Annotated in this window: 13 protein-coding genes and 1 pseudogene; 9 read left to right on the top strand and 5 right to left on the bottom strand. The window is 46.2% G+C overall.

The genetic code is table 11. The annotated features are described in order from the left end of the window. Positions 1-52: 52 nt before the first annotated feature. From ACO03U_RS11070 to ACO03U_RS11085, 4 genes are read right to left on the bottom strand one after another with little or no spacing between them, the layout of a single operon-like run. A complete protein-coding gene (locus tag ACO03U_RS11070) occupies positions 53-820 on the bottom strand; it encodes an ABC transporter permease (protein WP_204687361.1) in 768 nt (255 codons plus the stop codon). Continuing rightward, positions 813-1,739, bottom strand: a complete 927-nt coding sequence (locus tag ACO03U_RS11075; RefSeq protein WP_204687359.1) for an ABC transporter ATP-binding protein — start codon at positions 1,737-1,739, stop codon at positions 813-815. The genes ACO03U_RS11070 and ACO03U_RS11075 overlap by 8 nt, the downstream gene beginning before the upstream one ends. Beyond that, positions 1,736-1,945 carry a PLD nuclease N-terminal domain-containing protein gene (locus ACO03U_RS11080; RefSeq protein ID WP_423104781.1) on the bottom strand — a complete coding sequence of 70 codons (210 nt, stop codon included), beginning with the start codon at positions 1,943-1,945 and terminating at the stop codon, positions 1,736-1,738. Before ACO03U_RS11080 ends, ACO03U_RS11075 begins: the two co-directional genes overlap by 4 nt. A gap of 50 nt (positions 1,946-1,995) precedes the next feature. Next, positions 1,996-2,382, bottom strand: coding sequence for a GntR family transcriptional regulator (locus ACO03U_RS11085; protein ID WP_161868840.1), 387 nt, complete (start codon positions 2,380-2,382; stop codon positions 1,996-1,998). A 146-nt stretch (positions 2,383-2,528) separates the two neighbouring features. Here ACO03U_RS11085 and ACO03U_RS11090 point away from each other — a divergent pair, with 146 nt between their 5' ends. The 6 genes and pseudogenes from ACO03U_RS11090 to ACO03U_RS11115 all read left to right on the top strand — a co-directional run bounded on the left by ACO03U_RS11090 (position 2,529) and on the right by ACO03U_RS11115 (position 9,794). Further along, positions 2,529-2,882: an iron chaperone gene (locus tag ACO03U_RS11090; protein ID WP_204687357.1), complete on the top strand. Its 354-nt coding sequence runs from the start codon at positions 2,529-2,531 to the stop codon at positions 2,880-2,882. Positions 2,883-3,232: 350 nt separating this feature from the next. After that, complete coding sequence (locus ACO03U_RS11095) at positions 3,233-4,561, top strand: C1 family peptidase (RefSeq protein ID WP_204687355.1); 1,329 nt, start codon at positions 3,233-3,235, stop codon at positions 4,559-4,561. Positions 4,562-5,730: 1,169 nt separating this feature from the next. Further along, positions 5,731-7,119, top strand: a complete 1,389-nt coding sequence (locus ACO03U_RS11100) for an L-cystine transporter (protein ID WP_204687353.1) — start codon at positions 5,731-5,733, stop codon at positions 7,117-7,119. A gap of 204 nt (positions 7,120-7,323) precedes the next feature. Continuing rightward, positions 7,324-8,112, top strand: a complete 789-nt coding sequence (locus ACO03U_RS11105) for a tyrosine-protein phosphatase (RefSeq protein ID WP_204687351.1) — start codon at positions 7,324-7,326, stop codon at positions 8,110-8,112. 43 nt (positions 8,113-8,155) lie between these two features. Next, positions 8,156-8,989: pseudogene (locus tag ACO03U_RS11110) on the top strand (fructosamine kinase family protein). Between the two features lie 52 nt (positions 8,990-9,041). After that, on the top strand, positions 9,042-9,794 hold the full coding sequence (locus ACO03U_RS11115; RefSeq protein ID WP_204687349.1) for an acyl-[acyl-carrier-protein] thioesterase: 753 nt from the start codon (positions 9,042-9,044) through the stop codon (positions 9,792-9,794). Positions 9,795-9,959: 165 nt separating this feature from the next. Here the strand turns inward: ACO03U_RS11115 and ACO03U_RS11120 are convergent, their stop codons facing one another. After that, positions 9,960-10,928, bottom strand: a complete 969-nt coding sequence (locus ACO03U_RS11120) for an asparaginase (protein ID WP_204687347.1) — start codon at positions 10,926-10,928, stop codon at positions 9,960-9,962. A 382-nt stretch (positions 10,929-11,310) separates the two neighbouring features. On the opposite strand from ACO03U_RS11120, the gene ACO03U_RS11125 reads away from it, so the two are divergent. The 3 genes from ACO03U_RS11125 to ACO03U_RS11135 all read left to right on the top strand — a co-directional run bounded on the left by ACO03U_RS11125 (position 11,311) and on the right by ACO03U_RS11135 (position 13,214). Next, a complete protein-coding gene (locus tag ACO03U_RS11125) occupies positions 11,311-12,150 on the top strand; it encodes a Cof-type HAD-IIB family hydrolase (RefSeq protein WP_204687345.1) in 840 nt (279 codons plus the stop codon). 42 nt (positions 12,151-12,192) lie between these two features. Then, entirely contained in the window at positions 12,193-12,711 is a 519-nt protein-coding gene (locus tag ACO03U_RS11130; protein WP_204687466.1) for a pyrophosphohydrolase domain-containing protein, read from the top strand. A gap of 104 nt (positions 12,712-12,815) precedes the next feature. Further along, positions 12,816-13,214: a VOC family protein gene (locus ACO03U_RS11135; RefSeq protein ID WP_204687343.1), complete on the top strand. Its 399-nt coding sequence runs from the start codon at positions 12,816-12,818 to the stop codon at positions 13,212-13,214. The last annotated feature ends 150 nt before the right edge of the window (positions 13,215-13,364 follow it).

Raw genomic sequence — 13,364 nt, forward strand, 5'->3', positions numbered from 1 at the left:
CCTTCTTTCTCTTTTCCAGTAATAGTAACGATTCTTAAGTTAGTTAAGTCTTTCAAAGTAGGCGGCGTTGAAAGAGCATCACGGCACTTACAAGCGCGCCACCTAGTAAAACTAGGGCTAGCACGAATGCTGGCCAACTATCCGCCAGCTGGGCACTACCTGTCAGCCATTCCAGATTGCGACTGCCTAAAGTAAAGGGATCGAAGCGTTGGATTCGTTTAAATATTCCCAATAACATGGTGAGGCCAAGGAGGAGGGCCATCAATAACAAACTCTGGAGGCCACTGGCGGCGATTGCTGAGGCGGTCATCAAGAAGCTCAAGAAAAGGCAGCCGTATAGCCAGAGGGCAAGGCAGCTGAAAAATAAGCTGCCTGCTGGGGCATCGTCGAAAAAGTAGCGGGTATACCCCCAGCTGACGGCAAAAGATAACCAAAATCCCACTGTCCATAAGAGAAAGAGCTGAAGGGCTTTGCCAAGCACCACCCAACGGCGATCCAAGCCTTTGGTTAAAAGGTTGATCAAAGTTCCAGCAGTGACCTCGCCGCACAACGTATCGGCATATAACAAGACTAACGCCAGTAACCCAAATTGCAGGCTATTTTTGAAAAATTGGGTCCAAGCATCGACACTAGTTGGGGCAGGAAGTTGAACGTTCATGCCCTCTGGAAGAGCTGTTTTCATGATTTCGGGCATCAATTTAGCCAAGGTCGGGGACATGATCCCTGCGGCCACAAACACGATGGCTAAAATTAGCAGTCGTTTTTTGCGCGCCGATTCGAATAGTTCTTTTTTTAGTTGAATCACAAGTTGCCTAGGCATGGGAGCCCACCACCTTTAAAAATATCTGTTCTAAACTAGGTGCCACAAGTTCAAAACGACGAGGCACAAGTTGGTGTTGTGCGAGTAAGGTCAACAAGCGCTGACCGTCTGTTTCGGGGGCCAAAGTGGGGATTTGCAATAGCTGAGCCTCCTGAGAGATACTGCTATCAATGCCCGCTGCAGTCAAATAGCGTTGACATGTGTGTAAGGTGCTTGTTTCTGCAAAACGGAGCTGATAATTGTATTTCCCGTGGGTGCTTTTGATATCCGCCAAAGATCCAGCCATCTGAATCTGTCCTTCATGCAAAATCGCGACATGGTCACAAATCGCTTCGACGTCATTTAAGATATGAGTGGAGAACAAGACGGTGGTTTTGCCCCGCAGACTAGCAAAGATATCCAGAAACGCTCGTCGTCCCAAAGGATCCAAAGCCGAGGTGGGTTCGTCACAAATTAAAAGGGCCGGTTGATTTAATAGGGCTTGCGCCAACCCGAGACGTTGCTTCATGCCACGGGAGTAGCTACCGATTTTTTTCGTGATGTTTGTCAACCCCACTTGTTCCAGGACTTCTTTGGAGCGAGTCGCAATCTCAGCCGCGGTCAAACCGGTAATTTCGCCACAGAGCTTGAGGTATTCTTGGGCACGCATATAGCCATAAAAACTAGGAACATCTGATAAATAGCCGATATGGCGGTTTGTCGGCGTGATCCCAGGAGTGACAGTTTCAGATAAGACTTGCACGTTTCCTGTATCTGGGGGCAATAAGCCTAAAATAATCTTCATGGTAGTGGTTTTGCCGGCGCCGTTTTCTCCGACGAAACCGTAGATACTCCCAGCCGGAACCGCCAAATCGACGTCTTGAAGGACTGGGCGTCCCCCGAAACTTTTGCTGATTCCCGCTAAATCCAAGGCCATCATTGGTCAACACCTCGTCCAAAAGCAAAATAACAGATCGGTCCGATAAAGGAAAAGAGCCCACAGACGACAATCCAGATGAGGCGATTGCCGATGCGATAATGAGGGTGGCGCAAGACGTCGACAATCGCAAAAATAGCCAGTCCGACTTGTAAAATCAGTAAGGGAATGAGGACAGGTAAATATTCTTGAAGATTGAGATTCATCATAAACAACTCCTTTGGGTAATGGGTAACTCGTATTTTTGACAGAGCGCAGTTTAATCATCTGCTGGTAGGTTAAAGGATTGCCAAATGTCAGTGATGATTTGGGTTATTTCTGCTTGAGAGACTTGATGGGCTTTGGCTTCGGCTAACAATAGAGCCAGACGCTGTTTGAAGGCTGTGCTTTGACTTGGGTGATAGCTACCCGGCAAGGTGACGAGGGAGCCTTTGCGACGGTCGGTGACTAAGTACCCCTCCTCTTTCAATAAGTTATAGGCCTTGGAAATGGTCATGGTGTTTACCCCTAGTTCATCGGCCAACTGCCGAACCGTGGGTAAGAGTTCGCCTTCCGCCAGCTGATTGCTAGCAATACCCAGGATAATCTGATCCCGTAGTTGTTGATAAATGGGGGTCTCGGAACGGGTATCAATTTCCAACAACATAAAAATCACCTCTTTGTATTGCTAATGATAATACAAACAATACAAAAATGCAATTTTTAAGGAGAAGGCTGCTCACTGAGGACCAGGATTAACTAACTGTATAATAGAAGTAAAAGCAGCACCATAAGCAGCAAGGACGTGAACCGATGGCGATATTTGCTGAATTTCTGCAAGAAAAGGTGACAGATCCCGCACGCCAACAGCGGTTACGAGCAATTTTCGACCGGCTAGCTAAGGACTATCCTCAGTTAGTTGGCAAGATAGGCTGGCGTCAACCTCTTTACACGGATCATGGTACGTTTATTATTGCCTTCAAACCCACGAAAAACTATCTCACCGTCTCTCCGGAAGTGGCTGCCATGACGAAGTTTGCGGTGGCTATCGAAGAGGCAGGCTACACCCAAATCACCAATCCTTTTCGCAGCGGTTGGCAACAGCCGATCTCTTATTCGTTATTAGCGGCGATCATCACTTTCAATCGAGTAGAAAAGCAAGGCTGACCCAATTTTGGCGCTCCCCTCCTGGGAAAAAACTAGCGAGTAGGGGAAATTGCCAACTGGGTTTTAAGGATTTGACGACCTGTTTTGGACCAGATGAGAGAAAACTGATGGGAAATATCTTACTCGTCGGAATTTTCTAAAAGAAAAACGAAAAAGCTGTTAAAAATGGGGCGGTTTTTACAGAATTTTTCCACATTATTTGTTTTCAAAAAATCAATGGAGTAGAATGGGTAACGTAAGCGTGATTGGCAAGTCAGTCAGTTACGAAAAGGGCAGCTGTGCCGAAGATTCCTGTCTGCGGTGTAGTGGATAGTTGGTCAGCTGACCCGAAAATTGAAAGGATGGATCCCATGTCACAAATCACCAATGAGATGACAGCGAAATTTGCCGAAGCTTTCAAAGAAAATAACAAACACAACGCTTTGGCTCGCAGTGTCATCAAAAACGGCATCTCTGCTTCTGCCGAAAACTTTGAAACACAGGCCAACAATGTCCCAGTCTTTTCTGTTGACCTTGCTACCGGGAAAGTGGCCAACCAAAAACAATCGGGCCGTTGCTGGATGTTTGCCGCCCTCAATACTTTCCGCCACAAAATGTTAAACAGCTTCAAACTGAAAGACTTCGAACTGTCTCAAAACTATACCTTCTTTTGGGACAAATATGAAAAAGCCAATTACTTCTATGAAAATGTTCTGGCGACAGCCGATCAAGAATTAACCAGCCGCAAAGTCGCTTTCTTGATGCAAACTCCGCAACAAGATGGTGGCCAATGGGACATGATCGTTTCTATTTTCCAAAAATACGGTGTCGTGCCTAAAAGCGTGATGCCTGAAAGCAGCAACTCATCAAACTCACGAGATTTGAACAACTACCTGAACAAATTGTTACGTAAAGATGCAGTTACTTTGCGGAGCTTAGTCGCTGAAGGCAAAGCCAATGAAGAAATCCAAAAAGCGAAAGAAGACATGCTACAAAATGTCTTCAATTTCCTAGCGATGTCTTTGGGGACACCGCCGACTGAATTTGACTTTGAATACCGAGATGAAGACAAAAACTATCATTTGGATCAACACTTGACGCCACAAAGCTTCTTTGAAAAATATGTCGGTGTCAACTTGGATGACTATGTCTCCATCATCAATGCCCCAACAGCAGACAAACCTTACAACAAGTCCTACACTGTGGAAATGCTAGGGAATGTCGTAGGTGGCAAAGATGTGAAATACTTGAACGTCGATATGGCTACCTTCAAAAAATTAGCCATTGCCCAATTAGAAGACGGGGAATCCGTCTGGTTTGGTTGCGATGTTGGTCAATCTTCTACACGGGAATCCGGTATTATGGCGTTAGATGCTTTTGATGTCAATGATTTATTTGATATCAACTTCACCATGACCAAAGCTGAACGCTTGGACTTTGGCGAAAGCTTGATGACCCACGCGATGGTCTTGACGGGTGTGGATATCGTGGATGGTCAATCGACAAAATGGAAAGTCGAAAATAGTTGGGGTGAAAAAGTCGGGGACAATGGTTTCTTTGTCGCTTCTGACGAATGGATGGACGAATACACTTACCAAATCGTCGTTCGGAAAGAATTTTTAACCCCAGAACAATTGGCAGCTTTTGAAGCTGAACCAACCGTTTTAGCCCCATGGGACCCAATGGGCGCCTTGGCGTAATCAGCTTTGTCACCTTTTTTACCTCATAGGGGCAGAAAAAGGGGGCAAACATTATTTGGATTTAGATCTAGCTAGTACTCAAGTTGAGTCTGGCTAGATTTTTTTATTGGATAAGTAATTTATAAAAAATATGCTCCCAAAAGCCTGATGGTTCAGGAATTAAGGCATGGATCATGCCAAATTTTGATATTAAAAGATGCCATTCAGCAATCTAGGAATTGGGTTGACGGTAGTTAGACCGGCAAATGCCAAATGAAGACCAAATTTGTCATTTGCCTTGCACATTCAAACTTAGAGTAAGTGGTGCAAGCACCACGACTCTAAGTAATTCATTACGCATCTTTAGAGCTACTGTCAATCCAATTCTACTCTGCTAAATCTCACCTTTTTCACGGTACATCTGCTACCCTACAAGAAAATAGTTGCTGGATTTACGAAGCAAAGGGAATAAATCGCTTATCGATAAAACGGGGCGGACTTGCTGGAGGAGAATGCCTCGGTAGTAGTGTCGAGGATGTCCGAGGGCTAAAAGACCATTGCGCATACAGTTGCATCTAAGCAGAGAGCGCTAAGATGAACTAGCAAATTACTTGTTGTTGTCCAGCGATTTTGTTGGACTTACAACATGTTTGACTTCGGCAAGGTAAATGACAACTGTTTTTTGTTGGCATTTACCGGTCCCACTACTACCCGAGGCATTTTCTGGAAGCAAGTCCGGCCGGCTTTCTCATTGGATAAGTAACATATAAAAAAATTATGCTCCCAAAAGCCTGATGGTTCAGGAATTAAGTGGCTTATCATGCCGTTATTTGGTTGTTGTTTTGCAATTACGCTAAAGTCTGAGGGATTTGCTGAAGGCAGGTCCAACCAGTTTTAGCGATAGCAATCGTTGCCTCCATTCAAATCAATGGTTATTATTTTCGAAAAAGCTAGCTAAGTTTTCTGCAAAGACAATTTTCCCTTGTTTCGTTATAATTAGGTTGTCACTGGTAATGACACGTGTTATCAGAGTGCCTATTGAAGAATGGTCACGGGGAACCTTTCCTTCCTTTGACGGACTTGTCATCACAAAGTAATTTCACAAGTGATAAATAGACATCCAAACTACCAAAGTAGCTAGGGTGCCACTTTTTTTCAGTTGCTGAGATTACCAAAGAAAGGTTGATATTATGACAACTCTGCTCATCGTAGTTATTTTGGCCGTATTTGTGGCGGCGCTGTTTGTCTTTCACAAGATGCAGCAAAAACACTTGAAGTTTTCCACTCGGGTATTTACCGCGCTTTTTGCCGGGATTATTTTCGGGGGGATTTTGCAACTGATTTTTAGTACCGACGATCCGGTAGTGACGGGTGCCTTAGAATGGATGAACATCGTAGGCTCCGGTTATGTGGCATTGCTACAGATGTTGGTCATGCCATTGGTGTTTGTCTCGATTGTCTGCGCCTTTACGCGGATGAAAGAAACCAATAAGCTAGGCAAAATCAGTTTTACCGTATTGGCAGTCTTGCTTTCCACGACGGCAATCGCCGCTTTGATCGGGATTGGTTCGACTTTGTTGTTTGGTTTAGATGGGGCCTCCTTTACCCAAGGCGCTGCGGAAACGGCACGGATTGCTGAATTGACTGAACGCCAAAGTCAAGTAGCGGCATTGTCCATTCCCGAACAAATCGTTTCTTTCATTCCTAAAAATGTCTTTGCTGACTTGGCAGGTACCCGCTCCACTAGTACCATTGCCGTCGTGATCTTCGCGGCTTTTGTCGGCATTGCTTACCTTGGGGTCAAACGTAAAGCGCCCAAAGAAGCTCAGACTTTTTCAGATTTGATGGATAGTTTGTATAAAATCGTGATGCGCATCGTGACCTTAGTGTTGCGTTTGACTCCATATGGTGTCTTCGCCTTGATGACCAATGTTTTGGCTTCTAGTGATTTCAATGCCATCGTCAACTTAGGGAAATTTATCTTGGCTTCGTATACGGCTTTGATCGTCGTGATGCTTGTGCACTTATTGGTTTTGTCATTGGTCAAAGTCAATCCCATCACCTACTTGAAAAAAGCCTTGCCAGCCTTGAGTTTTGCCTTTACTTCCCGTTCTTCAGCGGGGGCGATGCCTTTGAATATCGAAACTCAGACCAAAGCTTTCGGAGTAGACGATGCGACAGCCAACTTTGCGGCTAGTTTCGGGATTTCCATCGGGCAAAACGGTTGTGCCGGTGTCTATCCTGCGATGCTCGCAACAATTGTCGCTCCGACTGTGGGAGTGGATGTCTTCAGTTTGGAATACATTTTGATGTTGATGGCCATCGTCACCATCAGTTCCTTTGGGGTTGCCGGTGTCGGTGGGGGAGCAACGTTTGCTTCTTTAATCGTCTTAGGTGCGATGAATTATCCCATCGCCATCGTCGGCTTGGTTATTTCTGTGGAACCGCTGATTGATATGGCCCGGACCGCCATCAATGTTTCAGATAGTATGGTGGCTGGGATTTTCACCAGTGCCCGGATTAAAGAGCTGGATCGGAGCGTATTGGAAGATCCCAATGCGGTCATCGATGCCCAATAATTGAATCGCTGTAGAAACGAAGCTGCTGGACGTGTGAGTGGCTTCGTTTTTTATTGCGCATTTTAGCCACTTTTTGGTCAAAATCAAGAAAATAATACCTGTTGCTAAGACGGTTTTGAAAGTTTCTGCTATACTCAATAGTAACAAGTAGTTGCAAATCACAGCATTTTTGCTAAGTTTTGGCAGCAGTAGGGGGAAAGAAAGATGGCAGAAAGAATCATTCCACTGACAGGGGCAGCCAATGTGCGGGACCTCGGTGGTTATCAAAATAAAGCTGGGCAGTTTGTCCGTTTCAAAAAAGTCGTCCGAGGAGCAGCGATTTCGGATCTAACCGCTGAAGATGCAAGTCATTTAGAGGCGTACGGCATTGTCAAAGTGGTGGACTTTCGTTCCTCCAAAGAACAAGAAAAAGCACCAGACGCCTTGATTCCTCAAGCGGAAAACATCTTTTTGCCGATTTTTCAGGAGAATCAAGAGGTCTCGGCGGCACCAAAGACCTTGATGGAACAAGTCGAAGCGGGGTTAGACGCGGCCCAGCAGATGCGGGAAGTTTACCGTCAGTTTGTCCAAGCAGCCTACTCCCGCCAAGCTTATCGTCAGTTTGTTGATATTTTATTGGAAAATGAACAACCGGATCAAGGGGTGCTCTTCCATTGCACTGCTGGTAAAGATCGCACCGGGTTTGGGGCGGCGCTGATTTTGGCGATGCTGGATGTGGACCAGGAGACTATTTTGCAAAATTATCTCGAAACCAATCAACAAATGGTGACCAAGCGAGCGGAAATGTTGCAACAAGCCCAACAAGCTGGTGCCTCAGAAGCCATGCTGAAGGGGATTCAGGAAGTGATGCAAGCCGATCAAAGTTACCTTGCTGAAAGTTTTGCTACCATTGGCAAGGAGTACGGGGATGTCTCAGGGTATTTGCAAAAGGGTCTAGGTCTTTCAAAAAGGGACCTGACTGATTTCCGTAAACTCTATACCGTGGTGGATTAACCAGAGTTGACTGACAAGTAGTAATGGGAAAGGGGGGCAGGCGATGAGTGTTACAGCCGTTATGAAAAAGCTCGGGCTGACAGGCCAGGTTTTACCGATTGCTGGTGGGGATGTGAACCAGAATTATCGTATCAATACCCAGGATGGTAGTTTTTTCTTAAAGTACCATCCCAATGTGAAAGGGGACTTTTTCCATGCTGAAATCCATGGCTTAAAGGAGCTGTTTGATTTTGTGCGGGTCCCTAAGGTCTACGATTTTGGCGAAGTAGCGACGGGGGCCTATTTATTGATGGAATAGGTGGAGCCGGGGGAAGGAGATCATCGCCAGTTGGCGGCGACCTTAGCCGAATTGCACCGGCAAAGCGCTGATGACTTTGGTTTCCCAGAAGACAACTACATCGGTATCTTGCCTCAGGTGAATGCGCAAACTGGCAGTTGGGTGGACTTCTTTTTGACCTGTCGCTTGGACGTACAAGTGGAATTGGCTAAAATCAACAATGTTTGGAATCCACAACGCGAGCAACAGTATTTGCGCCTGAAGGAATTCATTTGGGAAAATTGGCGGGACCGAGAGTTTGTACCTAGTTTATTGCATGGGGATTGTTGGCGGGGCAATGTCTTCTTTGACCAACAAGGCCAGCCAGTTTTTATCGATCCTGCCGTTTCTTATGGTGATCGGGAGATGGATATCGCCATGAGTCAGCTTTTCGGTGGCTTTAAAGCCGAATTTTTGGAGACCTATCTGGAATTGGCGCCGCTGCCTGCTGGTTGGCAAAAGCGGCAACCAATTTACCAACTCTATTATTTACTCGTCCACCTAAATCAATTTGGCGAAAGCTACGGTGAGCAAGTGGACCAGTTGTTAAGTGCTTATTAAAAATCCTGCGGGGTCTTCAACTGGAGACCACCGCTTTTTTGGGGGAAGAAACGTGGCAGTGAAATTTTCAACACAACATGAAGTGGTTTATTATGAATGTGATTTTAACGGAAGGATGACCTTTCCGGCGATGATTGCCGCCGCTATCAAAACTTCCGAGGATCAAAGCGAGGCTCTAAATCGGGGGGCAGATTTTGTCAACAAACTAGGCTTAACATGGATTTTAACCAATTACCAGCTACAAATCACCCGCATGCCTCGTGTTGGCGAGAAGCTTACGATTTCCACCATGGCGATGGAGTATAATAAATACTTTTGTTACCGCCATTTTTGGATAGCCGATGCTCAAGGAAATCAGCTAGTCTTGATTGAATCTGTCTTTGCATTGATGAATATTGAAAACCGTAAAATGGCCAGTGTACCGGAAGTAGTGATCGCCCCTTACGAAAGTGAAAAAGTCACACGGATTCGTCGCTATCCGAAAATCGAAAAAGTGGCGGAAGGTCAGAGCCAGTTTTATCAAGTGCGGGTTTATGACATCGACAGCAATCATCACGTCAACAATGCCGTGTATTTCAATTGGTTGCTCGATGTGTTGGGGATGGATTTTCTGACGAGTCACGAACCCGTGTCGGCCTTGATCCGTTACGACAAGGAAATCGAGTATGGCGTCCAAGTCGAGAGTCGCTATGACCAAGTGCCTGTCACAAATGAAACCGGCGAGGAATTGATCACTACACGCCACGAGATTCGCGTGGGGGCAGCAGTCTGCTGCGAAGCGAATATCACCTGGCGTAAAAAGTAACCTTTAGAAATCCATATAGATAACAGGAAACCTGGCGAAAGGTTTCGTTTAATCCTCCGAACTGTAGCTGTCTATAGGTAAGCTATAAGCAAAAAAGCTACTCTTCCAATACCTGACATTGGAAGAGCAGCTTATTTAGTTTGGAGACTAAAGTTTTGTAACCTTTTACGCCTCCATAAAACGGATCAATTCTGCGCGACTTAAGCCACGGTTGTGGGCAATCAGTAGTTTGATGCGGGCTTTTTGAGAATTGAGACTATTGGCAAAGATGATGCCCATTTCTTGCAATTGGCGGCCGCCACCGGTGTAGCTGTATACCGGCTCGGCTACCCCATTGAAACATCGAGAAACTAAGGCTATTGGTAGGCCACGATCCAACATGTGCTGCAAAGGTGGCAGGGTATCAGGGGGGAGATTACCAGCACCTAAGGCTTCAATCACCAAACCATCGATGGCACTTTCGGCTAATGCTTCAAAAAGCTCTGCGTGCATCCCCGCGTAGGCTTTGACGATAGGAATCAAGCCTGCCACGGAAGAAACGTCCCAGTGTTGCGTTGGGCGCAATTCTTGCATAAATAGGATACGGCTTTTAGTGACAAAACCGATGGGCCCCAAAGTTGGTGTGCGGAAGGTGGCCACATTGGTCGTATGAGTTTTGGTGACATAGCAAGCGGAATGAATCTCGTCGTTCATCACCACCATCACGCCTTTACCTACCGCTTCGTCACAGGCTGCGACGCGAATGGCGCTTTCGAAGTTGTAGAGGCCATCGCTTCCTAGCTCGTTGGAGGAACGCATGGCACCGGTGATGACGATGGGGAGCAGATTGCCAATGGTAGTGTCTAGGAAAAAGGCGGTTTCCTCCAGCGTATCGGTCCCATGGGTGATCACCACACTATCAAAGCCTGCCATCTTCGCTAGTTGAATCCGTTCTTTCAATTGCAACATATGCTCCGGCGTAATTTGCGGACTAGGAAGGTTGAAAATATCTTCCACCACCAGTTCGACATCAGTGGGTAATAACACTTGGGCATCCAATAGCGGATTGGCCACATCCGGCAAGACACCACCTGTTAAGGCATCAGCTTTCATGGCAATCGTGCCACCGGTATGCAAAACGAGAATTTTTTTCACGAGAACACCTGCTTTATCAGTTTCGGCATCGGCAAAACAACAATGTCCGGTGCGGTTTTTGGAGACGAAGGATTCGTAATTTTTCCCAGTGAAAAGTTTATCATACCTTCGCCTAACGATATTTGGCTTCACGAACGAACGAGTCCAGTAAGCATCTGCGAAAATGAAGGCGAAACCGTCTCACGGTAACAAATCGCACGTGTCGATTCCGTCGTCATTCTTGAGCGCTGAAGGAGTTTATTCAGCCATTCTAGTAGCAATTGTATCATGTTTTGCAACAAGAGAAAAATCAGTAGGGCCATCGTGACGGATTGCTTATCAGATTGCGGGACTTTTGATATGATAAAGGTAACTCAAAATTGGGCTAAGGAGGGGAGTAGCGATGGTACGAGCATTATTTTTTGATATTGATGGCACCTTGCTGTCTACTGGCGGCCACCTCCTTCATAGCACCAAGCAAGCCCTCCAAGAAGTCCGTCGCCAAGGGATTCTCTTGGGGGTGGCGACCGGTCGAGACCCAGCAAAAGTCAGCAAACTTTTGCAAGAGTTGCCCTTGGATGTCTATGTTACGTACAATGGGCAACTGGTTTATACCGATCAACAAGTTTTGTACGCCCGAGCTTTTGAAAAAGCGGTCTTAGACAACATCGTGGCCTATGCCATCGAACACCAATGTTCCATCAATTTTGGCGCCCGGGATTGTGTCGAAGGGAGCCGCTTTATGAAGTTGGGGCAGTCGGTTATGGCCCAGCGGCTTTTTCGTTTTGTACCGCGACGTTTTCCCGTGAATATCACCAAAAAGCTCCTTAAAAAAAGTCATTTTTTGCGACGAGAGGATCATTATAGCCAGCTGCCAATCTTAAAGGAGCCGATCTATCAATGCATGATGTTTAGCCCGGTAGCCGATGATGAGAAATTAGCTCAAGCGTTGCCCCAGTGCGATTTATTGCGTTCCAATTCATTGACTGTGGATATCGTACCTAAGGGAGGCTCTAAGCTACGGGGGATTCATACATTTTTATATGAAAAAGGTATTTCTCCCAATGATGTGATGGCGTTTGGCGATCATCTAAATGATATCGCCATGCTAAAAGGAGTCGGAATTGGTGTGGCGATGGGCAATGGCCAGCCTCAAGTAAAAGCTTACGCCGATTATGTTACCAGCTCTAACAATTTTGACGGCATCGCCGAAGCCTTGAAACATTACCAGATTATTTCATAGAAAGTAGGAAATTACGTGACCCAATCATTGACGCCTTACCAGATGGTCGCTGCTTTTCATGAGACCTTTGACCCGCGGAAACCAGACCAACCCACTGCGCTACCCAAAGCAGAAGTCTGCCATCGCGCGGGCTTTCAAGTAGAAGAATTGGTGGAGCTGTTATTTGCGGCCGCTAGCGACCACGAGGATTTTGCCCAGTCGGTGGCTGGCTTGCAGGAGGCAATCCGTCAAGCCCAAGCCAAAGTTTTGAAAAAAGCGCCAGCAAAGCAGAAAAAAGACGAGTTGGTTGAGCAAGTCGATGCCTTGACCGACTTGCTGTATTTGACATACGGCACCTTTGCTTTGATGGGCGTCGATCCTGACCCGATTTTTGCGATTGTCCATCAAGCCAATATGGGTAAACTGTTTCCCGATGGCCAGCCGCATTACGATCCGGTGACGAATAAAGTACTGAAGCCTGAAGATTGGCAGAAAAACTATGCGCCAGAAGGAAAAATCGCCGCTGAATTGCAGCGACAAACTCGGCTTGCCCAGCAGGTGACGCACCAAACACCCTCTTAAATAACCTTATATTTTTCCTAAATCCCGCGGCTGGAATCCTTCCTTTTTGACAAAGAAATCGTTTTCGTGGCATGATGAGTTTGTGAAAAAAGGAGGTTTTTTCAATGGCAACAATGGTCTTTGCCAATTTTCCAGTGACGGATTTGGCACGAGCTACCGCGTTTTATACTGCGCTGGGCTTCAAGCAAAACCATGAATACTCCGATGAACGTGCCAGTGGTATGGTGTGGGATGAACATTTTTGGGTGATGTTATTGACACGAGATTATTACCAAGAATTTCTTTTAGATAAAAAGGTGGCGGATCCGAAAACGGTCAGTGGCGCCTTGGTGGCTTTTAGTCTGGATACGCCAGACGCGGTGAGGGCCTTTGCCAAAGCAGCAGCGGACAACGGTGGCAGCTTTTACCGAGTCGATACCGAAATTCCTGATGAGGTGATGGTGGGCTTTGAAGTGGTGGATTTGGATGGCAATATTTTAGAACCGACTTGGATGGCCCGATAGACTGGAATCTTCCCCAACTTTTCCCGATGAAAAGTAAGCGAGAAATAATCCAACGCATTTTCTACCAATCACCCCTCCTTTATACTTAGCTTATTGCTAAATATGAGGAGGGTTTTTATGATGATCAACTTTGCCAGTGTACCCAAATGC

Source organism: Enterococcus diestrammenae, from assembly GCF_049384045.1.
GTDB classification, from domain to species: Bacteria; Bacillota; Bacilli; order Lactobacillales; family Enterococcaceae; genus Enterococcus_C; species Enterococcus_C diestrammenae.